This is a genomic window from Streptomyces sp. LX-29 (assembly GCF_029541745.1).
In the GTDB taxonomy this organism is placed as follows: Bacteria; Actinomycetota; Actinomycetes; order Streptomycetales; family Streptomycetaceae; genus Streptomyces.
In genome coordinates this window covers 5980099-6002390 of the sequence record NZ_CP089746.1, presented here as the reverse complement: position 1 = coordinate 6002390, position 22292 = coordinate 5980099, and the positions used below count along the sequence as shown (strand labels likewise).

The window sequence follows — 22292 nt, the reverse complement described above, 5'->3', positions numbered from 1 at the left end:
CTGGTGCCTGCCGCTGAAGGCTACCGTGCGCGGGTCACCACTCCAGGGCCCAGGGGGTGCCGGTCGACGCGAAGTGCCCCACGTTGACGCACTCGGTCGCGCCGATTCGCATCCGGCGGGCGAGGGGCTGGTGGACATGGCCGAAGAGGTGGTACTTGGGGCGTATCGCGTGGATGGCCTCCAGCAGGGCGGAACTGCCCCGCTCGAAGCGGCGGGCGACCGTGTCGTAGCAGAGCTCGGGTACGTCCGGCGGGATGTGGCTGCACAGCACGTCGACCTCGCCGAGGGCGGCGACCTTCGCCGCGTAGGTCTCGTCGTCGATCTCGTACGGGGTGCGCATGGGCGTGCGCAGGCCACCGCCGACGAAGCCGAAGACCCGCCCGCCGATCTCGATCCGTTCGCCGTCGAGCACGGTGGTATCAGGCCCGGCGTACTCCGGCCACAGACGCGGAATGTCCACATTGCCGTAGGTGGCGTACGTAGGAGCGGGGAAGGCGGCGAAGAGTTCGGCGTACTGACGGCGTACGGCCCCCTCGATCGCCCGCTGCTTGTCGCCCCCGCCCGCGGCCTCCAGCTCCGCCCACAGCCGCCGGCCGAGCTCCCGGGCCTCGGTGAAGCGCCGGGCGGTCCGCAGCTCGACGATGAGGTCGGCGTTCTCGACCCCGAAGAGCTCGGGGAAGATGCCGCGCGAGTGATCGGCGTAGTCGAGGAAGAGGACGAGGTCGCCGAGGCAGACGAGGGCGTCCGCGCCGTCCCCCGCCTTGGCCAGGTCCTGGCTGTTGCCGTGCACATCGCTGACCACGTGGACTCGCATCCGATCACCATAAGCCGCCCGATGCGCCGCCGGAAGGTCCTCTACCTGCGGTTACTTCCGGGTTGGCACACCTCTGGACTAGTCTGCGCGAAGCACGTGTGCGGTGTGTGACGCATCAAACATCTGGGCGGCAACCCCTATGCCGGAAGCCATACCGATGGGTAACGTCCGGCCAGTCCACCCCCCTTCGCCTGATCATGGACCGCAGCCGACGCAAGCACCCACAGTGTCGTGGCGCCGGCCCCGACGAGGAGCAGCAGTCTTGCGCGAGTTCAGCCTTCCGGCTCTGTACGAGGTTCCAGTCGACGGCAACCTGACGGACCTCCTCCGCCGCAACGCCGCCCAGCACCCCGATGTCGCTGTCGTCGGTCGGAAGGTGGGCGGCCGTTGGCAGGACGTCACCGCGGTCCGGTTCCTGGCCGAGGTGCGGGCCGCGGCCAAGGGTCTGATCGCCGCCGGGGTGAAGCCGGGCGACCGGGTCGGTCTGATGTCGCGCACCCGCTACGAGTGGACGCTGCTGGACTTCGCGATCTGGAGCGCGGGCGGGGTGACCGTGCCCGTCTACGAGACCAGCTCTCCCGAGCAGATCCAGTGGATCCTCAGCGACTCCGGCGCCGTCGCCGTGCTGGTGGAGACCGCCGAGCACGCGGCCGCGGTGGAATCCGTGCGGGACCGCCTGCCGGCGCTGGAGCACGCCTGGCAGATCGAGGACGACGCGGTCGGGAGGCTGACCGAGGCCGGCGCCGAGGTCTCGGACGAGCAGGTCGACGAGCGCAGCTCGATCGCCACCGCCGACTCCCCGGCCACCATCGTCTACACCTCGGGCACCACCGGCCGCCCGAAGGGCTGTGTCCTCTCGCACCGCAGCTTCTTCGCCGAGTGCGGCAACGCCGTGGCCCGGCTCAAACCGATCTTCAACACGGGCGAGTCGTCGATCCTGCTCTTCCTCCCGGAGGCGCACGTCTTCGGGCGCCTGGTGGAGATCGCCGCGGTGCTGGCCCCGATCAAGCTGGGGCACGTCGGGGACATCAAGACGCTCACCGACGAACTCGCCAGCTTCCGGCCGACGCTGATCCTGGGCGTGCCGCGCGTCTTCGAGAAGGTCTACAACTCGGCGCGCGCCAAGGCGCAGTCCGAGGGCAAGGGCAAGATCTTCGACAAGGCCGCCGCCGTCGCCATCGCCTACAGCCAGGCGCTGGACACCGCCTCCGGGCCGGGCCTGGGCCTCAGGATCAAGCACAAGATCTTCGACAAGCTCGTCTACAGCAAGCTGCGTGCGGTCCTCGGCGGCCGCGCCACGCACGCCATCTCCGGCGGCGGTCCGCTGGGCGCGCGACTGGGCCACTTCTACCGGGGCATCGGCTTCACGGTGCTGGAGGGCTACGGCCTCACCGAGTCCTGTGCGGCGACCACCTTCAACCCCTGGGACCGGCAGAAGATCGGTACGGTCGGCCAGCCGATGCCGGGCACGGTGGTGCGCATCGCGGACGACGGCGAGGTGCTGCTCCACGGCGACCACCTGTTCACCGAGTACTGGAACAACCCGGCGGCCACCGCCGAGGCGCTGTCCGACGGCTGGTTCCACACCGGTGACGTCGGCACGCTCGACGAGGACGGCTACCTGACGATCACCGGCCGGAAGAAGGAGATCATCATCACCTCGGGCGGCAAGAACGTCGCCCCGGCGGTGATCGAGGACCGCATCCGGGCGCACGCGCTGGTCGCGGAGTGCATGGTGGTCGGCGACGGGCGGCCGTTCGTCGGCGCGCTGGTCACCATCGACGAGGAGTTCCTGCCGCGCTGGCTGGCGGACAAGGGCAAGCCGGCCGGCTCGACCGTGGCCGACCTGCGCGAGGACCCGGATCTGCTGGCCGCCGTCCAGCAGGCGGTGGACGACGGCAACGCCGCCGTCTCGCGGGCCGAGTCGGTGCGCAAGTTCCGCATCCTGCCCACGCAGTTCACCGAGGACTCCGGGCATGTGACGCCGTCGCTCAAGCTGAAGCGGAACGTCGTGGCGAAGGACTTCGCGGACGAGATCGAGGCGATCTACGAGCGCTGAGCCCGGCGGCGCCCGAAGGGGGCGCGGGGCTGTGACACGCGCGGGTCGGCAGCGGGGGCGCGACCGGCCACCCCGGGCTCGCAGACGAGCGACGACCCGTCACGCCCCCAGCGGAGCGCTCAGAGCAGCTCCTTGAGCCGCTCCGCCAGCAGGTCCCAGCGCCACCGCTGCTCCACCCAGGCCCGCCCGCGCTCGCCCATGCGGCGGCGGAGTTCGGGGTCGTCGAGCAGGGTGACGACGCGGTCCGCGCAGTCCGCGACGGATCCGCCGCGCACCACCCACCCGGTCTCGCCGTCGAGCACCGCGTCCGGGGCGCCCCCGGAGTCCCCGGCCACGACCGGCAGTCCGGTGGCCGACGCCTCCAGGTAGACGATGCCGAGCCCCTCGACGTCCAGGCCGCCGCGGCGGGTGCGGCAGGGCATCGCGAAGACGTCGCCCGCGCCGTAGTGGGCGGGCAGTTCCTCCCAGGGGACGGCCCCGGTGAAGCGCACCGAGTCCGCCACCCCGCACTCGGCGGCCAGTCGCCTCAGATCGCTCGCGTACGGGCCGCCGCCGACGACGAGCAGCACCGCGTCCGGCACCCGGCGCAGGATCCGCGGCATCGCGCGGATCAGGGTGTCCTGGCCCTTGCGCGGCACCAGTCGGGACACGCAGACCACGACCGGCCGGTCGGCCAGCCCCAGCCGGGCCCGCACCTCTTCCCCGCCGGAACCGGGATGGAAGGTCTTCTCGTCCACGCCGGGCGGCAGTTGGACCATCCGCTCGGCGGCACGCGGGCTGAGCGCGCTCGCTATCCGGGAGCGGGTGTACTCGCCGAGGTAGGTGAGGGTGTCGGTCCCCTCGCCGATGCGCCGCAGCAGGCTCCGCGCGGCCGGCAGCTGGGCCCAGCCCGCCTCGTGCCCGTGAGTGGTGCCCACCAGCCGCCGCGCTCCGGCCGCGCGCAGCGCCGGGGCCATCAGCCCCAGCGGCGCCGCCGCCCCGAACCACACCGACTCGCAGCTGTGCTCCCGCAGCAGCTCCACGGCCCGCGCGGTCACCCGCGGGGTGGGCAGCAGCATCGTGGTGCGGTCCCGCACCACGGGGAACGGCTGCTCGGCGTCGAACGCCGCGGTGGCCTCGGCACCCTCCTGGCCACGCTTCCAGGTGGAGGCGTAGACGACGACCCGGTCGGGGTCCAGGCGCAGCGCCATGTTGTGCAGGAACGCCTGGATGCCGCCGGGCCGCGGCGGGAAGTCGTTGGTGACGATCAGGGTCTTGTGCATCGCAGACGACAGTACCGGGTGGCGGCGGACGGCCACGGTGCGGCGTCATACGGGCAGCCGGGTACGACCGGGTGCGGCCCGGGCCGGGCTCACGCCCCGCGGTCCGGGTCCGTCGCCACGGCGGCCTCCGGGGCGACGGCCCGCCCGGCGGCGGTTCCGGCCCCCGCTCCGGGCCCGTGGGTCAGCCGGCGGAAGAGCAGCGCGACGGCGAGGCACTGGAGGGCGGTGCTCACCGCCATGGCGACGGGTACGCCGGGCAGGCCCGTGAGCGTGGAGAGGCCGTAGGCGAGGGGGAGCTGGAGGGCGACGCCCGCGGCGGTCACCCGCAGCAGCAGCGGGCTGCCGCCGCCGGCCTCGAAGACCCCGCCGAGCGCGATGAAGCAGGCGAGGAGGGTCAGGTACGGGCCGAGGCAGCGCAGGTAGAGGCTGCCGGCCGCCGCGACCTCCGACGCGGCGCCGAAGGCCCGCATCACCCCGTCCGCGGCGATCGCCAGCAGCACCGCGGAGCCGGCGCCGAGCAGGGCGCCCAGCCGCACCGTCTGGCGGCCGATGGCGACGCGTTGGTCGAGGCCCGCGCCGAGGGTGTGCGCGGTGTGGATCGCGGCGGCCTGCCGCACCGCGTAGAAGGCCATGGTCGCCACGTACATCGCCTTGGTGGCGATGCCGTACGCGGCGACGGCCGTGACGCCGAGTCGGGCGACCACCGCGACCAGGGCCAGGGATCCGGCCATCCGCACCACGAAGTCGCCGGACATCGGCAGGCCGGTGGCGACGGTCCGGCGCAGCGCGGCCGCCGTGGGCCCGGCGCCGGGCGCCCGCCGGGCGTCCCGGACCAGGCGGTTGCGGCGCAGCGCCGCGAGGCCGACGGCGAGCGCGACCGACCGGCCGAGCAGGGTGGCGACGGCGGCGCCGGGGACGCCCAGCGCGGGCAGGCCGAACGGGCCGAGGATGAGCAGCGGGTCCAGGACCAGGATGAGCGCGTTGGCGAGGAGGGCGAGCCGCATGGGGGTGCGGGTGTCGCCGGCACCCTTGAGCGTGCCGTCCAGGACGTTCTGCGCGTAGAAGACCACGATGCCGGGGAGCGAGACGGCGAGGTACTGCACGGCCAGGGCGTGGGCCGTGCCCCCGCCGCCGAGGAGCAGGGCGGCGAGCGGGTCGCGCAGCGCCCAGCCGCCGATCGCCACGGTGGGGGCGAGAAGCGCGTACAGCGCCCAGCCACCGCGCATCGCCGCCCGGACCGCGGCCGGGTCGCGGGCGCCCGCGGCCCGCGCGACCAGCACGGTGGTGCCGGTGCCCGCCATGAGGATGACGCCGAGCAGCAGGTTCTCCAGATGGGTGGCGACGGCCACGGCCGCCACCGCGTCGCCGCCGAGCCGGGCCACCCACACCATGCCGACGATGCCGGACACGACCCCGGCGAGCAGCTCGCAGTAGACCGGGCCGGCCAGCATCAGCAGCCGACGGCGGTGGGGGGAGGCGGGTGTGGCCGGACGGCCGAGCATGGGCATGACCTCGTTTCGCGTTACCTCGATTCGATGTACAGCGATGAGAGGTACCATGCTCGGGACGCGCCCGACAAGAGGCGTCGTTACGAAGGGACGGTGCGCCGACGTGCTGGAGCTGGCGATCCTCGGATTCCTCCACGACGAGCCGCTGCACGGCTATGAGCTCAAGGAGCGCATCAGGGGGCTCAGCGGCCATGTCCGCCCGGTCAGCGACGGCGCGCTGTACCCGGCGATCAACCGACTGACCCGGAACGGGCTGCTGGAGCAGCACACCGAGCCCGGCGCCGGCGCCACCCCGCGCCGCGTGCTCTCCCTCACCGAGGCCGGCCGCGCGGAGCTGCTGGCCCGGCTGCGGGCCCCCAAGGAGGTCGAGATCACCGACGGCCAGCGGTTCTTCACCCTGCTGGCGTTCCTGCACCACCTCGCGGACCCGGCCGCCCAGGCCGCCGTGCTCCGCCGCCGCAAGGCGTTCCTGGACGCGCCCGCCAGCTTCTTCTACCGCGACGGCGAGCCGGTCCGGGCCGAGGACGCCGACAACCCGTTCCACCGGGGCATGCTGCGCATCGCCCGTGCGACCGGCGCGGCGGAACGGGCCTGGCTCGCCGAGACCCTGACGGAGCTGGAGGCGGCGGGCGAGGGCGGCGCCGCCGACTAGCGCCACCGACTCAAGCCGCCGTCGGTCGACTCCGCTCGACCACCTGAGTCGCCTCGTCGGCTTGGTAGCCCCGTCGACTCAGGCACCTCGTCGCCTCGGTCATCTCGTCGGCTCGGTCGTCTCGTCGGCTCGGTCGTCTCGTCGGCTCGGTCATCTCGTCGGCTCGGTCATCTCGTCGGCTCGGTCATCTCGTCGGCTCGGTCATCTCGTCGGCTCGGTCGCCTCAGGTCCGCGGTCGCCTCCCTCGCCTCAGTCGCCCCGCCAGACGTTGTCGAAGGCCGCCTGCTCGATGGCGCGCCGTTGCCGTTCGGCCTCCAGCTCCGTCACCGCGTCATGGACCGCGGCGAGCACGGCGGCCACGGTGTCGTCGACCACGTCCGGCGTCTCCACCACGCCCGGGGCGACCCCGGTCTCCTCGTCGCGGATCCCGGCGGCCGTCGCGAGGAGGACGAGGACGGGCTCCTTCCACGCCCAGCGGTCGCCCGCGGCCCGGCGGTCGCCGGACTCGACGAGCACCGGCTCACCGCTCCGAAGAGGCATCCAGCGGCGGCGCCGCGTGAGCACCCCCTCCGCCTCGAGGACGGACAGATAGGCCGAGGCCAGGTCGCGGCCTCTGCGCCACAGCCAGTCGTCGACCGACTCGTACGGCGCCTCCCGGTCGAGCGATGCCGCGGCTTGGTCCAGCAGGCGATCGGCGATGGTCGTGCGGTGGCCGGGCAGGATCCGGTCGCCGTCCAGCGAGACCGCCCCCGCGGCCAGGAGGTCGATCAACTCGGCTCCCGCCAGCGCGAGCGAGAGCTCGCCCCGCCCCACGGCGCGACCGGGCGCCACGTCCATGGCGGTGATCATCAAGTCCCGGGGTGTGGTCATCGACTCTTCCGCCTCCCAGCCTGGGGAGCCCCGCGTCCCAGCCTAGGGAGCGAGGACGGCGGCCGCACCCGTGCCGCACCCGGTACCGGCGACCGGGCCGCCTTCGGCCGCCGCCCCCGGCCGCCGCGAGAACCGTCGACCCGCCCCCGGCTCCCGTCCGCGCGCCGGCTGCCGGCCGCCGGCCGCGCTAGCGCAGTTCGCCCCTCACATAGGCCCGCCACTTGGCGGTGAAGGCGTCGAGGCCGACGCCCAGGACCTCGCGCAGCGCCGCCTCCACGGCGCGCTGTTGGGCCTTGGGCCCCTGGGCGGTGCTGGCGCCGACCGCGCGGTAGAAGGCGACGAGCTTCGACTCGCCCCAGCTCTCGGCGATCATCCGGCAGGCCAGCCAGCCCTCCTCGTAGGCCCGGGCGAGGTGCACCGCCTCGGTGCCGAAGCGGAAGTCGTCGCTCCGCGGCAGCGCGCGGGGGGCGTGCCCGGCGTCGACCGCGCGGGCGAGTTCGGGCGCGATGGCGCGGGGGGAGCGTCCGGTGGCGCGGTAGCCGACCCAGTCCGCATAGCCCTCGGAGAGCCACAGCGGGGTGCTGGAGGTGGTCGCGGGGCGTGTGGCGACGTGCGCGGTCTCGTGGGTGAGCACGACCTGGCGGCCGAACTCGCCGAGCACGCCGTACGCCTCGGGGTTGACCACCACCCGGTCGGCGGGCGCGGCGCCGGCGCCGCCGATCTCGCCGGTGGTGACCGCGGCGATGCCCCGGTAGCCGTCGGCCGGCGCGCCCAGCAGCCCGGCCATCCGCTCCAGCGAGGCGGGCACCTGGATCACCACCCGGCGCGCCCACTTCCCGTTCCAGGCGTCGGCCACGGCGGGCACCGCGCGGTCGGCGGTGGCCGCGATGGAGCGCAGCCGCTCCCGGTCCTGGCCGACGCCCAGGACGAGGCTGTGGGCGCCCCGTACGACCTCCACGTCCCCCTGGTCCCACAATTGCTCGGCGGGCCGCTGGGCGCCGCCCGAGCCGTCGGCGCGGGTGGCGCTGACGGTGGCGCCGGCCCCCGCGGCACCGGCCACGAACCACTGCCGCTCCCGCCGCACCAGGGTCAGCCGCTGCTCCGTGATGACCGGCGCCGTGTCGTAGCCGGTCAGCCGGTAGCGGAGCTCGACGGTGGCGGCTATCCGGTGGCCGTCGCCGGCGACCGGTCGGAACCCGCCGGTCCCGGTGAGCCGGTACTCCCAGGAACGCAGCGGCACGTCCCCGAGATTGGCGAAGACCCGCCGCTGGCCGGAGCGGTAGTGGACGGCGTCCCGGTCCACGGTCGCCAGGAACGCCGCCGCGTCCCGGTCCCGCACGGCCGCGGCCCGCCGGTCCAGCATCCGCTGGATCCCGGTGCGGTCGGCGTCCGGTGCGGCGGGGCCGCCGCACCCGGTCAGTCCGCCGGCCAGCAGCACGCACACCGCAGCGAGGCTCGACGCGGTTCGCCGCACCGGTCCCGGTCTACCCTTCCACCCCACCTGGCCTGCCACGCGTTAGATCGTACGAGTCCAGCCGAGCGGCGCCAGAGCGCGTGGTCGGCCGCTCACGGACGGGTGACCGAGGAGATCGGCATCATGCCGACCGGGTCGTAGCGCACCCGGGCGCCGGGGTACGGCGCGTGGATCACCTGGCCGTTGCCGGCGTAGATGGCCACATGGCTGCCGTCCGCGCGGTAGACCACCAGATCTCCCGGCCGGGCCTGGGAGAGCGGCACCTGCGCCCCGGCCCCGCGCTGACCCTGCGAGGTGCGCGGGATCGCCACCCCCGCGCGTTGGTACGCCCACTGGGTCAGCCCCGAGCAGTCGAAGGCGCCGGGGCCGGCCTGGCCCCAGGCGTACGGCGCGCCGACCGCCTGCCGCGCGGCCGTCAGCGCCGCGGCGGCCCGGCCCGAGGAGGCGCCGGGGGCCTGCCCCGTGCCGGGCAGCCCCCCGAGCCGGCCGACGTCGCGCGAGCTGCGCGCGTACGCGTCCCGCTCGTCCGGCGACAGGGCGTTCAGCAGCCTGCGCGCGGTGGCGAGCTTCCGCTGCACGGTCTTCTTGTGGCGCGCGGCGGCCGCGCGGCTCTCGGCCAGCTCGGTGAGCTTCCCGGACGCCTGCTCGCGCTGCTGGCGCAGCGTGCGCAGGGCGCTCTGCAGGGTGCGCAGCTGACCGGCCTGCTGGTGGCCGATCCGCTCCAGCGTGGCGGCCTTGTCCAGATAGCCGTCGGGGTCCTCGGAGAGGATCAGGGTCACGCCGGGGGTGACGCCGCCGGAGCGGTACTGGGCCCCGGCGAGCGCGCCCAGGGCCCCGCGCATCCGGTTGACGCCCTCCTGGCCGCGGGCCACCCGGTCCTGCAGCCGGTCCAACTGCTCCCGGAGCCTGCGGGAGCGCTCCCCCGCCGCGTTGAACTTCTCGGTGGCCCGCTCCGCCTCCCGGTAGAGCCGGTCGACGGTGGTCCTCGCGCTCGCCGGGTCGGTGGGCCGCGGCTCGGCGCCGGCCGGGAAGGCCGACAACGCGGCCGCCGCCGAGGCCGCGGCGGCGGACAGCACGGTCGCGCGCACCGTCCGGTCGAGACCGTTCGGCGAGGTACGGCGATGGGACGCCACAGAAAGCCGCCCTTCGGGACAGCCCCCGCGAGCACGGGGAAGCCGTCCACTGAGTTGGGGAACAACTGCGGGCAGACAGTAGCCACGTGAGAAAGCCCGGTCCACGAACCGCGGCACGTGCGACAACCGGACGCCCCGCCGGATACGCAGGTCACCGACGGGGCGAGGGGGCGGCGGGGGGTCAGTGCGCGATGCCGGGATTTCCCCCGGACGGGCGGTTCCGGGTGGGTGTATCGCGGAAAGGCGTGACCTCGCGCGGAGGGGCCGTGCGGCCGGCGCCCGGAAGCCGTTCCCGGGTGTCGACCGAAAGCCGACCTCCCGCGCGGAACGAGGACGTTCGACGCGGAACGGGTCGAACGGCGCGGAACGTCGGCGGGGAACGGGTGGTCCGGCGCGGAACGTCGGCGCGGAACGGGTCGTCCGGCGCGGAACGCGGGTGCGGCTTCCGCGCCGGGGAGGCGTCAGACCCGGACGCCGAACTGGAACGGCATGTTGTTGATCGACTCGTAGCGCACGTTGGCCCCCGGCTTCGGGGCGTGCAGCACCTGGCCGTTGCCCGCGTACAGGCCCACGTGGTGCAGGTCGCTGTAGAAGATCACCAGGTCGCCCGGCTTGAGCTCGCCCATCCCCAACCGGGTACCGGCGTTGGCCTGGTCCTGGGACATCCGCGGCAGTTGGACGCCGGCCTGCGCGTACGCCCAGGAGGTCAGGCCCGAGCAGTCGAAGGAGCTGGGGCCGGTGGCGCCCCAGACGTAGGGAGCGCCGATCTTGGTCTTGGCGGCGGCCAGCGCGGCCGCGGCACGACCGGACTGCGGGGCGTCGTCGCCCGGGTCGGTCGATCGGTCCTCGGAGCCGGAGCTCCGCTCGGCGCGCTCCTGGGCCTCCTTGGCGCGCGCCTCCTCCTTGGCGGCGAGCTCCGCGCGCTCCTGCTCGGTCAGGGAGTTGAGCAGCTGCTGCGCCTTGGCCAGCTTGCCCTGGATCTCGGTCTTCTTCTCGCCCAGCGACTTACGGGTGGCGGAGAGGTCCGTCAGCTTGGTGGACGCCTCTTCGCGCTGCTGCTTGAGCGTGCGCTGCTTGTCGGCGATCTGCTTGATCGCGGCGGCCTGCTTGCTGCTGACCTGGTCCAGGGTGGACGCCTTCTCCAGGTAGCTGTCCGGGTCGGAGGAGAGCAGCAGCTGCACGGAGGGGTCGATGCCGCCGGAGCGGTACTGCGCGGCGGCCATCGAACCCAGGCCGTCCCGGAGCTCGTTGAGCTCCTCCTGGCCGCGCGCGACCTTGTCCTGGAGGGTGCTGACCTGCTCCTCCAGCGTCTCCTGCTTGGACTTGGCGCCGTTGTACTGCTCCGTGGCCTTCTCGGCCTCCTCGTAGAGCTTGTCGACCTGGGCCTTGACGTCCTTCTTGGACGGCTTCGGATCGGCGTGGGCAGCCTGGGCCCCGAGGGCCACGGCGGCGGCAGCGGTCGCGGTGAGGACGGTCACCCGAGTGCGGCTCGGCTGCTTGGGTCGACGGTGGGACGCCACGGAGACGAGCTCCTTCTTCCTCCAGCCGCCTGCCGGGTGGTGGGGGCGAGCCCCGGCTCCGCGCGACGCACCCGCGGACTCGGCGGTTCCCCCGCTGCCACTCCGGATGAGTGATCAAACGCGCGGAGGTTCGAGGGCAGACATTAGTAATGTCATCGTGATCCCTTCAAATCCCACTGGGCAAAATCTCGCCCACCGCCCTCAATTTTTACCAACATCACACGGGCCGTGACGGCGAGTTGACCCTCTGCCTCTGTGGTCAACCGGGGACCTAGCGGGACATCCAGGGTCAGATCCGTGCAAGTCGCTTGAGCAGCAGCGCGGATGCCACCGGACGAGCTCCGGCCTTCGCCACTCCGTCGGCCACCTCCCGGTCGGTGGAGACCACCACCACGGGACGCCCCGGCGGTTCGGCCCGCACCAGCTGCCGGATCAGCTCATCGGCCGTCACCCCGGGCTTGCTGAACAGCACCCGCACCCCGCGCGGCGGCGCCAGCAGCACCGGGGCGGCCAGCTCTGCCCCGTCGAAGACACAGGTCATCTCGGCGCCGGTCTGCGCGGCCAGCACCGCGAGCCCGCCCAGTAGCCGCAGCCGCTGCTTCTCCAACGGCATCGTCGGATAACCGGACTTGGTGACGTTGTAGCCGTCCACCACCAGGTGGGCCTGTGGCAGCGCCAGCAGCTGGTCGAGCAGCGCCGGGTCGGTCTCGGAGAGCGCGCGGCGCGCGATGTCCTTGGGCGTCATCCGGCCCGGCTCCACCGCGTCCACCGTGTCCGCCGGGCGGGTCGAGGCCGGGGGCAGCGCCAGCTCGCGGCGCAGCCCCTGCGCCGCGTCCAGCACGGTGTCCAGCAGCAGTCGCACCCGCATGTCCTCGAAGGTGCGGCCCTCACGCGCCGCCCGCCGGCTCCCCTCCAGCGCCGACTCGGCCTCCGCGACCCGGGCCCGCAGCCGCCGCGCCTCGCCCTCCGCCACGGCCTGCTGCGCGGCCGCCGCGGCGCGCTGCGCCTCCAACTCCGCCTCGACCTTGCGCAGCGCCGCCTCGCCCCGCTTCACATCGCTCAGCGCGCTGCGCAGCTTGCGGTGCAGTCCGTCGACCTCCTTGCGGACCGCCTCCAGCTCCGCGCGGGCCCGCTCGGCGTCACCGCGCGCGGTCGAGCGCGCCTCGGACAGCTCCTCGCGCAGCTGCCGCAGTTCACGCTCGGCCTCCTCGCCCACGCGCTCGGCGTTGGCGCGCTGCGCCTCCTCGCCCGCGGCGTCCACCAGCTTGACCCAGCCGGTCGGTCGCAGCACGTACGCCAGCGCCGCCACGTCCACCGGATCGGCGGCGGCCGGCGGCGAGCCGCCCTCGATCGCCTCCGCGAGCTCGGCCTGGGTCTCGCGCAGTCGCCCCGCGATGCGCTGCCGGAAGACCGGATCGCTCTCCACCGCGGCCGCCATGGCGTTGCCCGCGAACTTGGCCCGGCGGGTCGGGGTGAAACGGGCGTACTGCCGCAACTGGGGTGGGAGTTCGGTGACCGTCAGGCCGCCGAACGCCTCCGCGACGAGCGCCACGACGCGCCGTCGCACCCCTTCCGGCAGGGGGCGGTCCAGCGCCTCGATGCCGCCGTCGGCGTCACCGGCTGCCTCGGGGCCGCCCGTCCGCTCCACCACCTGTCACTTCTCCGTTCTCACGCGCTCGCGCTCGCGCCCGCCCCCGGGCGGTCCACCAGCTCGATCCGGTCGACCGCGTCGCACCAGCGGCAGCGCACCGACTCGATGGTCTCACTGAGCACCTCGCGCTCCTCGACCCTCGACTCTCCCGCCAGATCCAGATGGACATAGTCGGTGGCCCTTATCGAGCGGGTCACGTCGAACCTGGTCAGATTTCCGCACAAGGTGCAGCGCCAGCGGGTCTCCGCGGTCGGCTGGGGAACGGCCATCGTCGTCCTCTCTCCGGTTTCGGTTCTCCACAGGGCTCCGCGCCGGGCGGCTCATCCCTGGGGGTGGGGCGTCGCGCGTGCTCAGCGCCGCATGCTGTCCATGCCGCGTGCTGTAACCCTACGGCCTGAAGCCCGGGGAGGGCGGGGGCCGGGCCAGCGGGTGGCCGCGGCGAGGCGCTCTGTGCAGGTAGCTCCCGGTACGCCATGATCTGCCCATGATCGAGTCATCAGCGGGTTACGCCCGGCCCACGGTGACCTACGCCCTCATCGGCACCTGTTGCCTGGTCTTCGCCATCGGACCGGCCTCCGGCCTGAACCCCGGATACGGCGTGGGCGGCGACCTGCTCCAGGCCCAGTCGGCGTACTTCGAGCGCTGGGGGGTGATCCCCAGCAAGCTCTGGAGCGGTCCCCCCACCGAACCACTGACGCCCCTCACCGCGCTCTTCGTGCACGGAAACTGGCTGCATCTGCTCGGCAACATGCTGTTTCTGTACGTCTTCGGGGCGATGGCGGAAGAACGGATGGGTCGCCTCCAGTTCGCCCTCTTCTACCTCGCCACCGGATATCTGGCGCTCCTCGGCTACGCCGCGGCCCACGCCGACTCCTCGCAGACCCTGGTGGGCGCGTCCGGGGCCATCTCCGGGGTGCTCGGCGCCTTTCTGTGGCTCTTCCCCAAGGCGCGGGTGACCAGCCTCTTCCCGTTCCTGCTCTTCCTGCCGCTGCGTTTCCCGGCCTGGTTGGTGCTGCTGTTCTGGTTCGCCCTGCAGTGGCTGGCCATCCGCGAGACCGGCTCCCGACCGGGCGTGGCCTACCTCGCCCATCTGATCGGCTTCGTGCTGGGCTTCCTCTTCGCCTGGGCACGGTTCGGTCGGCAGCCCGAAGGGCGCGGGGCGGCCTCGATCGAAGGGGGCGGCGGGAGCCCGGCGGGATAGAGTGAAGAGCGCAGCCGGCCCCAGTGAGGGAGACAGCCCACCGTGATCACCGCGATCGTGCTCATCAAGACCAGCGTCGACCAGATCCCCGAGATCGCCGAGAAGATCGCCGCTCTCGACGGGGTCAGCGAGGTGTACTCGGTCACCGGCGCGCACGACCTCATCGCGATGGTGCGGGTGGCCCGGCACGACGACCTCGCGGACGCCATCCCGGGCCAGATCAACAAGGTGCCCGGCGTCGCCTCGACCGAGACGCACGTCGCCTTCCGCACCTACTCGCAGCACGACCTGGAGGCGGCGTTCGCCATCGGCCTCGAAGGCTGAACCCGACCCCGCCGTGCCGCGGGGGCGTCCGCCGCCCCCGCCCGGCACCCCGCGGGATCAGCCCCGGTCCGACCTCTTCGGCATCAGCCCCGGTCCGGGACGCAGCGCCCGCCCTCCGTCCGGTAGTGCCACTTGGCGCCGTCGCGGACCAACTCCTTCACCGCCGCCACGAAGCGCTCCACGTGCTCGTCGGGCGTCCCCGCGCCGAAGCTCACCCGGATGGCGTTGAGCGACCGCTCGCCGGGGGACGCCTCCGGGGCGCCGCACTCCCCCTGCTCCTGGGGCTCGCTGCCGAGCAGGGTGCGCACCAGCGGGTGGGCGCAGAAGAGCCCGTCCCGCACCCCGATGCCGTACTCGGCGGAGAGCGCGGCGGCGAAGTGCGAGCTGTTCCAGCCGTCGACGACGAAGGAGATGACACCCACGCGCGGGGCGTCGTCGCCGAACAGCGACAGCACCCGCACCTCGGGCACCTCCGCCAGCCCCGCGCGCACGGCCGCGACCAGCCGCCGCTCACGGTCGACCAACCGGTCGAAGCCGGCCTCGGCCAGCGCCCTGCACGCGGAGGCGACGGCGTAGGCGCCGATGACGTTGGGCGAACCGGCCTCGTGCCGCGCGGCGGTGGTGTGCCACTCCACGTCCACCCCGCCGTCGCCACGGCGCGCGACCGCGCGGCTGGCGCCGCCGCCCGCCAGATAGGGCTCAGCCTCCCGCAGCCAGTCGGCCCGCCCGGCCAGCACCCCGGAGCCGAAGGGCGCGTACAGCTTGTGCCCCGAGAAGGCCACCCAGTCGAGGTCGTCCCCGGCGAGGTCCACCGGGTGGTGCGGCGCGAGCTGCGCGGCGTCGACCACGATGCGCGCCCCGTGCGCATGGGCGGCGGCGGCCAGTTCCCGCACGGGCCACAACTCCCCCGTCACATTGGAGGCACCCGTCACGCAGACCAGGGCCGGCCCGTACGGCTCGCGGTCGACCAGCGCGCGCTCCAGCGTCCGCACCGCCTCCCGCGGCGACCGCGGCGCGCTCAGATACGTCACCTCGACGTCCTCCCGACGCTCCCACGGCAGCAGCGAGGCGTGGTGCTCGGTCTCGAAGACGAACACCCGCGTGGCGGGCGGGAGTACGGCCGCCAACAGGTTCAGCGAGTCGGTGGTCGAGCGGGTGAAGACCACCTGGTCGTCGGCGCGGCAGCCCAGAAAGTCCGCCACCGTCGTGCGACTGTTCTCGAACAGGTCGGTCGACAGCTGCGAGAGATAGCCCGCCCCCCGGTGCACGCTCCCGTAGTACGGCGCGTAGGCCGCCACGTCGTCCCACACCCGCTTCAACGCGGGCGCGCTGGCCGCGTAGTCGAGCGCCGCGTACGTGACCTCGCCGCCGGTCACCAGCGGCACGAGCACGTCCCCGCCCAGCACCGGCAGCGGCGCGCAGTCGGGGTCGGCGCAGGCGTCGGCGACGGGCGCGGCAGCCGAAACCGAGGGGGTGGGGGCGGGGGTGTCGACGGAGGTGCTGACGGTGGCGGTGTCAGGGCATGCGGACATGGCGATATCTCCCGGCGGGACAGTGCGGAATGGCTCAGAAAACCCGCGCGGGGCGGCCCAACGGGGCCCGGGGCACGGGGTGTTGCCTCAACGCGCGCGACGGCTGTGCCGCGACGGCGGAGGAGGGGGAAGAGAACGGGCCGTAGGCCCTAGAGCATTCGCTGAATCACGGAAGAGCTCCCTCGACGACCAGGATCCCTGGCGAGGGATCCGCGCTTGCCGCAGACCTCGCTGCCTGCGACCCGGTCATCACCCGGGGCACCCCGCCACGGACGGAGGGTTGCCGGACAGCGGGCCGGGGCCGTAGTCGCTGTCACTCGTGACCTGACCGCAAGTATGCCAAACGACGGCCCTGGCGCAACCGCGGTCCGCATCCCGGACGGGACCGCGGGCCGGCGGGCGCACCGCCGACCTCACCTCGGCCGAGGGCAGGGTGGGGGTGCCTTCGCCCCCCCCACACCCCCGGCCAGGCGCTGCTGACCGTACGCCAGCCCGCGGGACCGGGGGGCCGGGACCTCCGTACCCCCCGGACGGGCCGGCGGGGTCAACGGGAGGTGGCGAGCACCCAGCGGTCCAGGGCCGCGCGCGCGGCGCCGGAGTCGACGGCCTCGGCGGCGCGCTCGATGCCGTCGGCGATCTGCGCGGTGAGCGGCCGGTCGTCGGGCGCCAGGGCGACGAGCGCGGCGGCGGAGTTGAGCAGCACCGCGTCCCGCACCGGGCCGGTCTCGCCCGCCAGCAGCCGGCGGGCGACGTCCGCGTTGTAGGAGGCGTCGGCGCCGCGCAGGGACTCCACCGGCACCAGGTCGATGCCGACGTCGCGGGGGTCGAACGTCTCCTCGCGCACGGCGCCGTCCCGGACCACCCACACCCGCGAGGTGGAGGTGACGGTCAGCTCGTCGAGGCCGTCGTCGCCGCGGAAGACCAGCGCGGAGGAGCCGCGCTCGGCGAGCACACCGGCGAGGATGGGCGCCATCCGGGCGTCGGCGACGCCGGTGGCCTGGGCCGTGACCCGCGCCGGATTGGTCAGCGGGCCGAGGAAGTTGAAGGTGGTGGGGATGCCCAGCTCGCGCCGGGCGGGGGCGACATGCCGCAGCGCGGGGTGGAACTTCACCGCGAAGCAGAAGGTGATCCCGGCCTCCTCGGCCACCTCGACCACCCGGCGCGGGGTCAGGTCCAGATTGACCCCGAGCTTCTCCAGGACGTCGGAGGAACCGCTGGCGGAGGACGCGGCGCGGTTGCCGTGCTTGACGACCTTGGCACCGGTGCCCGCGACGACCAGCGCCGACATGGTGGAGATGTTCACCGTCCTGGCGCGGTCGCCGCCGGTGCCCACGATGTCGACGGTGGGGCCGGGCACCTCGATCAGGTTGGCGTGCGCGTACATGGTCTGGACGAGTCCGGACACCTCGGCCACCGTCTCGCCCTTGGCCCGCAGGGCGACCGCGAAGCCGGCGATCTGGGCGTCGGTCGCCTCGCCCCGCATGATCCGGTCCATCGCCCACGCGGTGTCCTCGGCGCTCAGGTCGGCGCCGCTCAGCAGCGAGTTCAGTACGTCCGGCCAGGTGCGGGCCGTCGCGCTGTCGCCGCCTGCCGGGGTCACAACGTTCATGGTCCACACTCCTGGGTGGTCGGTCTCATCCGCGTCGATCCGGGCGGCCCGCGCCGTTGCGCGCGGTGCCACGCTCTTGACACACCGCGCGCGTACGCGCGGGTGCGCATGCTCAGCCTATCGGCGCCCGGCGGCCGCCCGGCGCGTTGCCCGAGGAGCGGACACCCGCGAGGGCCCGCGGCCGCCACGGCCTGGCCCCGCACGGACCGGCCCCGCACGCCCCGGCGAGTGAGCCGAAGGGCGCGCGGCTGCCGAAAGGGAGAGCGCGCGGAGCCTGTGAGGAACGAGCAGGCGAGCACGGTCGACCGTCGGCAGCCGCTTGAAGCGCCCGGAGGCGAACCGAGCCCTCAAAAACGGGCCGAGGGCCCCGGCACCGCCCTCAAGGGGCGGGCCGAGGCCCTCGGCTGTGGCGTCAGCTGGTCCTGCTCGGAGATCAGTGGTGGCCGTGGCCGCTGGTGATCTCCTGGTACTCCTCGGCGGTCGGCTTCGGGATCTGCGACCCCTCGCCGAAGTAGCTCTTGGAGAGCTTCACGCGCAGCTTCTCCGAGCGCTTGATCTTGCGCTTCACGCCGTTCTCGTCGACCTCGGGGCCGAGCTCGAGCGGCTTGGGCTGCTCGTGCGAGGTGAGGGTGTGCAGCTGCTCCTGCGAGAGCGGCTCGTGGACCTCGATGAACTCACCGTGCGGCAGGCGCTTGATGATGCCGGTCTCGCGACCGTGCAGCACCTTGTCCTTGTCGCGCCGCTGCAGACCCAGGCAGATCCGCTTGGTGGCGATGAAGGCCAGCACCGGGCCGACGAAGAAGCCGATCCGGACGAACCAGGTGATGGCGTTGATCGACAGGTGGAAGTGGGTGGCCCACAGGTCGTTGCCACCACCGATCAGCATCACGAAGTACGCGGTCAGCCAGGCCACACCGAAGGCGGTGCGGTTCGGCCGGTTCCGCGGCCGGTCCAGCAGGTGGTGCTCGCGCTTGTCACCGGTGATCCAGGACTCGATGAACGGGTAGACGCCCATCGCCAGGAGCACGATCGGGAAGAGCACGATCGGGATGAACACGCCCAGGACCAGCGTGTGGCCCCACAGGTTGATCTCCCAACCCGGCATCACACGGACCAGACCCTCGGCGAAGCCCATGTACCAGTCGGGCTGGGCGCCGGTGGAGACCTGGTCGGGTCGGTACGGACCGATGGCCCAGATCGGGTTGATGGTCGCGATCGCGGAGATCACCGCGATGACACCGAAGACCAGGAAGAAGAAGCCGCCCGCCTTGGCCATGTAGACCGGCATGAAGGGCATGCCGACGACGTTCTTCTCGGTCTTGCCCGGGCCCGGCCACTGGGTGTGCTTGTGGTAGAAGACCAGGATCAGGTGGGCGACCACCAGGCCGAGCATGATGCCCGGCAGCAGCAGGATGTGCACCGAGTACAGCCGCGGGATCACGTCCATACCCGGGAACTCGCCGCCGAACACGAACATCGAGATGTACGTGCCGACCAGCGGGATCGACAGGAACACACCCTGGATGAACCGGATACCGGTACCGGACAGCAGGTCGTCCGGGAGCGAGTAGCCGGTGAAGCCGGTGAACATGCCCAGCACCAGCAGCAGGAAGCCGAAGAGCCAGTTGACCTCACGCGGCTTGCGGAAGGCGCCGGTGAAGAACACCCGCATCATGTGCACCATCATCGCCGCGAGGAAGATCAGCGCGGCCCAGTGGTGGATCTGACGGATCAGCAGACCACCGCGCACCTCGAAGCTGATGTCGAGGGTCGAGGCGAAGGCCTCCGACATCCGCACGCCCTGCATCGGGACGTACGGACCGTGGTACGTGACCTCTTCCATGCTGGGGTGGAAGAACAGCGTCAGGTACACACCCGTGAGGATGATGATGACGAAGCTGTAGAGCGCGACCTCGCCCAGCATGAACGACCAGTGGTCCGGGAAGACCTTGCGCAGCGCGCCCTTGGCCATCTTGTTGGTGCCGAGCCGGCCGTCCGCCCAGTCGGCGAGACGCTCGCCGCGCGGGGCCTTGCCGCCCTCGCGGCGCGTATCGGTTGACGTACTCATCCGCGCTCCCAGTAGGCCGGGCCGACGGGCTCCGCGAAGTCACCCTTGGCCTCGAGGTAGCCCTCTTTGTTCACCGTGATCTGCAGCTGCGGCAGGGCGTGGCCGGCCGGGCCGAAGATCACCCGACCGCCGTCGGCGAGGTCGAAGGTCGACTGGTGGCAGGGGCACAGCACGTGGTGGGTCTGCTGCTCGTACAGGCTGATCGGGCAGCCGACGTGGGTGCAGATCTTCGAGAACGCGACGATGCCGTCGTGCGACCAGTCCAGCTCCTGCTTGTCCTTGATGTTCTCCGGCTGGATCCGGACGATCATCAGGGCGGCCTTGGCGATCTGGACCTGGAAGTCGTGGTCCTCCTCGCTCATGCCCTCGGGCATGGCGAAGGTGAGGGAGCCCACGGCGATGTCCTCGGGACGCAGCGGCTGCATGGTGTTCTGGTTCATCAGCCGCTTGCCCTTGGCCCACTTGGTGTGCCGGAGCTTGTCCTCCGGCATCGGGCCGAGGTCACGCAGCAGCACCAGGCCGGACAGCGGCACCAGCGCGACCGCGCCGAAGAGCGTGTTGCGGGCCAGCTTGCGGCGACCGAAGCCGGCCTCCTCGGCGCCGATCCGGAAGTCCTCGTAGGCCTGGGCCCGGACGTCCTCGTCGGCGCTGACCGGGTGCCGGTCCTGGGCGATCTCCACGTCGGACATCAGGGTGCGGCTCCAGTGGACCACACCCGCGCCGATGCAGAAGAGCGCGAGGCCCAGCGTCATGCCCAGCGAGAAGTTGAGCGCGCTGACGTGCCCGATCGGCCAGATGTAGACGACCTTGTCGACCGGGAAGGCCACGTAGGAGGCGATGAACGCGACCGTGGAGAGCATCGAGATCACGAACAGCAGCGCGATCGTACGCTCGGTCCGCGCGGCGGCCTTGGCGTCGATGTCCTGGATGCGGTGCTCGTGCGGCGGCATCCCCGGGTCGGCGAACGGGTTGTCGTGGGTCGCTACCGCGCCCTTGCCCTGCTCTTCGGGCAGGTTCTCAGTGTGTGAAGTGTCTTGGCTACTCATGACTTCTTGGCCTTTGCAGTCCGGGCGGCGACCCAGATGGCGAGGACGATCATGGCGGACATGCCGAACACCCAGGCGAACAGGCCCTCGCTGACCGGGCCGAGCCCGCCCAGCTCAAGGCCGCCAGGGGTCTCGGTCTCCTCGCTGTTCACCTTCTGGAGGTAAGCGATGATGTCCCGCTTCTCCTTCTCCGGCATGGTGGTGTCCGGGAAGGAGGGCATGTTCTGCGGGCCCGTCTGCATGGCCTCGTAGATGTGCTTCGGAGACACACCGTCGAGCGGCGGCGCGTACTTGCCGTGGGTCAGCGCGCCACCGTTGCCGGTGAAGTTGTGGCACTGAGCGCAGTTGTTACGGAAGAGCACGCCACCGTTGCCGCTGTCGGCGCCCGCGGGGTTGTACTGCTCCTTGGTCGGCGTCTCCGGGCCGGGGCCGAGGGAGGCGATGTACGCGGACAGCTGCTCGATCTGCGCGTCCGTGTAGATGTTCTTCTTCTTCGGCACCTGGGCGCCCGGCTGCTGCGCGGGCATGCGGCCGGTGCTGACCTGGAAGTCGACGGCGGCGGAGCCCACGCCTACCAGGGGCGGGCCGTCGGACGAGCCCTGACCGCCGGTGCCATGGCAGCTTGCGCAGCCGACGGCGTAGAGCTTCTTGCCCTCCTCGATGGCGAGGGACTGGGAAGTGTCATCGGCCTTCGCCTTGTCCGCGGGCGCGAACGCGGCGTACAGCCCCCCAGTGACCGCCAGCGCGAAGAGTAGGACGACGACCGCCGCCAGCGGATGGCGTCGTCGTGCGGAGAGCTTTTTCACGGATTACCCCGGTGTCAGGATCTTCTGCGTCGATGCTTGAGGACGTTGTTCCGGTGCGGGGCTCGACGCGCGAGCCCCTGGGCACCGGATTACTTGATCATGTAGATCGTGGCGAAGAGGCCGATCCAGACGACATCGACGAAGTGCCAGTAATAGGACACGACGATGGCCGCGGTCGCCTGCTCGTGGGTGAACCTCTTGGCCGCGTACGTCCTGCCCAGGACCAGCAGGAAGGCGATGAGTCCGCCCGTCACGTGCAGTCCGTGGAAGCCGGTGGTCAGGTAGAACACCGAACCGTACGGGTCCGACGAGAGCGAGAGGCCCTCGTGCTTGACCAGCTCGGTGTACTCGAAGACCTGGCCGCCGATGAAGATCGCACCCATGACGAAGGTGATCACGAACCACATGCGGAGCTTCTTCACGTCACCGCGCTCGGCGGCGAAGACGCCGAGCTGGCAGGTGAGGGAGGAGAGCACCAGGATCGTGGTGTTGGTGGCCGAGAAGGGGAAGTTGAGGGCCGAAGCCATCTCCTTCCAGTGCTCGGAGCCCGTCACCGATCGCAGGGTGAAGTACATCGCGAAGAGGGCCGCGAAGAACATCAGCTCGGAACTGAGCCAGATGATGGTTCCGACGCTGGTGAGGTTCGGCCGGTTGACCGACGGGTGCGCGTGCCCGGTATCTACTGCTGTTGCTGTCGCCACGACCGACATTATGTCGGTCGCTTATCCAGCCCTCACTCCGGGGGGTGCCGTTCGGTGTGTCA

Annotated in this window: 19 protein-coding genes and 1 riboswitch; of the genes, 4 read left to right on the top strand and 15 right to left on the bottom strand. The window is 72.3% G+C overall.

Annotated elements, in window-relative coordinates; all coding sequences use genetic code 11:
- Positions 1 to 34: 34 nt before the first annotated feature.
- Positions 35 to 802 carry a metallophosphoesterase gene (locus LRS74_RS25290; protein WP_277744925.1) on the bottom strand — a complete coding sequence of 256 codons (768 nt, stop codon included), beginning with the start codon at positions 800 to 802 and terminating at the stop codon, positions 35 to 37.
- A gap of 274 nt (positions 803 to 1076) precedes the next feature.
- On the opposite strand from LRS74_RS25290, the gene LRS74_RS25285 reads away from it, so the two are divergent.
- Complete coding sequence (locus tag LRS74_RS25285) at positions 1077 to 2873, top strand: AMP-dependent synthetase/ligase (protein WP_277743158.1); 1797 nt, start codon at positions 1077 to 1079, stop codon at positions 2871 to 2873.
- Positions 2874 to 2992: 119 nt separating this feature from the next.
- Here the strand turns inward: LRS74_RS25285 and LRS74_RS25280 are convergent, their stop codons facing one another.
- Positions 2993 to 4135: a glycosyltransferase family 4 protein gene (locus LRS74_RS25280; RefSeq protein WP_277743157.1), complete on the bottom strand. Its 1143-nt coding sequence runs from the start codon at positions 4133 to 4135 to the stop codon at positions 2993 to 2995.
- 89 nt (positions 4136 to 4224) lie between these two features.
- Positions 4225 to 5637 (bottom strand): MATE family efflux transporter, encoded by a 1413-nt coding sequence (locus tag LRS74_RS25275; protein WP_277743156.1) that lies wholly within the window; start codon positions 5635 to 5637, stop codon positions 4225 to 4227.
- A gap of 109 nt (positions 5638 to 5746) precedes the next feature.
- On the opposite strand from LRS74_RS25275, the gene LRS74_RS25270 reads away from it, so the two are divergent.
- Positions 5747 to 6295, top strand: a complete 549-nt coding sequence (locus tag LRS74_RS25270) for a PadR family transcriptional regulator (protein ID WP_277743155.1) — start codon at positions 5747 to 5749, stop codon at positions 6293 to 6295.
- Between the two features lie 249 nt (positions 6296 to 6544).
- Here the strand turns inward: LRS74_RS25270 and LRS74_RS25265 are convergent, their stop codons facing one another.
- From LRS74_RS25265 to LRS74_RS25240, 6 genes are all read right to left on the bottom strand, one after another.
- Positions 6545 to 7165: a GPP34 family phosphoprotein gene (locus LRS74_RS25265; protein ID WP_277743154.1), complete on the bottom strand. Its 621-nt coding sequence runs from the start codon at positions 7163 to 7165 to the stop codon at positions 6545 to 6547.
- A 187-nt stretch (positions 7166 to 7352) separates the two neighbouring features.
- Positions 7353 to 8639 (bottom strand): hypothetical protein, encoded by a 1287-nt coding sequence (locus LRS74_RS25260; RefSeq protein ID WP_277743153.1) that lies wholly within the window; start codon positions 8637 to 8639, stop codon positions 7353 to 7355.
- Positions 8640 to 8731: 92 nt separating this feature from the next.
- Positions 8732 to 9772: a C40 family peptidase gene (locus LRS74_RS25255; RefSeq protein WP_277743152.1), complete on the bottom strand. Its 1041-nt coding sequence runs from the start codon at positions 9770 to 9772 to the stop codon at positions 8732 to 8734.
- A gap of 461 nt (positions 9773 to 10233) precedes the next feature.
- Entirely contained in the window at positions 10234 to 11292 is a 1059-nt protein-coding gene (locus LRS74_RS25250; RefSeq protein WP_277743151.1) for a C40 family peptidase, read from the bottom strand.
- Positions 11293 to 11581: 289 nt separating this feature from the next.
- On the bottom strand, positions 11582 to 12943 hold the full coding sequence (locus LRS74_RS25245; protein WP_277743150.1) for an NYN domain-containing protein: 1362 nt from the start codon (positions 12941 to 12943) through the stop codon (positions 11582 to 11584).
- Positions 12944 to 12960: 17 nt separating this feature from the next.
- Positions 12961 to 13212: a hypothetical protein gene (locus LRS74_RS25240; RefSeq protein ID WP_277743149.1), complete on the bottom strand. Its 252-nt coding sequence runs from the start codon at positions 13210 to 13212 to the stop codon at positions 12961 to 12963.
- Positions 13213 to 13427: 215 nt separating this feature from the next.
- Here LRS74_RS25240 and LRS74_RS25235 point away from each other — a divergent pair, with 215 nt between their 5' ends.
- A complete protein-coding gene (locus LRS74_RS25235) occupies positions 13428 to 14144 on the top strand; it encodes a rhomboid family intramembrane serine protease (protein WP_277743148.1) in 717 nt (238 codons plus the stop codon).
- A 42-nt stretch (positions 14145 to 14186) separates the two neighbouring features.
- Positions 14187 to 14468 (top strand): Lrp/AsnC ligand binding domain-containing protein, encoded by a 282-nt coding sequence (locus LRS74_RS25230; protein WP_144384758.1) that lies wholly within the window; start codon positions 14187 to 14189, stop codon positions 14466 to 14468.
- An 83-nt stretch (positions 14469 to 14551) separates the two neighbouring features.
- On the opposite strand, the gene LRS74_RS25225 is transcribed toward LRS74_RS25230, so the two are convergent.
- The 6 genes from LRS74_RS25225 to LRS74_RS25200 form a co-directional block, all read right to left on the bottom strand.
- Complete coding sequence (locus tag LRS74_RS25225) at positions 14552 to 16000, bottom strand: aminotransferase class V-fold PLP-dependent enzyme (RefSeq protein ID WP_277743147.1); 1449 nt, start codon at positions 15998 to 16000, stop codon at positions 14552 to 14554.
- 207 nt (positions 16001 to 16207) lie between these two features.
- A riboswitch (SAM riboswitch) is annotated at positions 16208 to 16325 on the bottom strand.
- Between the two features lie 219 nt (positions 16326 to 16544).
- On the bottom strand, positions 16545 to 17609 hold the full coding sequence (gene trpD, locus LRS74_RS25220; protein WP_277743146.1) for an anthranilate phosphoribosyltransferase: 1065 nt from the start codon (positions 17607 to 17609) through the stop codon (positions 16545 to 16547).
- A gap of 433 nt (positions 17610 to 18042) precedes the next feature.
- Entirely contained in the window at positions 18043 to 19677 is a 1635-nt protein-coding gene (locus tag LRS74_RS25215; protein WP_277743145.1) for a cytochrome bc complex cytochrome b subunit, read from the bottom strand.
- A complete protein-coding gene (locus LRS74_RS25210; RefSeq protein ID WP_277743144.1) occupies positions 19674 to 20723 on the bottom strand; it encodes a Rieske (2Fe-2S) protein in 1050 nt (349 codons plus the stop codon). The genes LRS74_RS25215 and LRS74_RS25210 overlap by 4 nt, the downstream gene beginning before the upstream one ends.
- Positions 20720 to 21529, bottom strand: coding sequence for a cytochrome c (locus LRS74_RS25205; protein WP_277743143.1), 810 nt, complete (start codon positions 21527 to 21529; stop codon positions 20720 to 20722). The genes LRS74_RS25210 and LRS74_RS25205 overlap by 4 nt, the downstream gene beginning before the upstream one ends.
- Positions 21530 to 21618: 89 nt before the next feature.
- Positions 21619 to 22239: a heme-copper oxidase subunit III gene (locus LRS74_RS25200; RefSeq protein ID WP_144384764.1), complete on the bottom strand. Its 621-nt coding sequence runs from the start codon at positions 22237 to 22239 to the stop codon at positions 21619 to 21621.
- Positions 22240 to 22292: the final 53 nt, after the last annotated feature.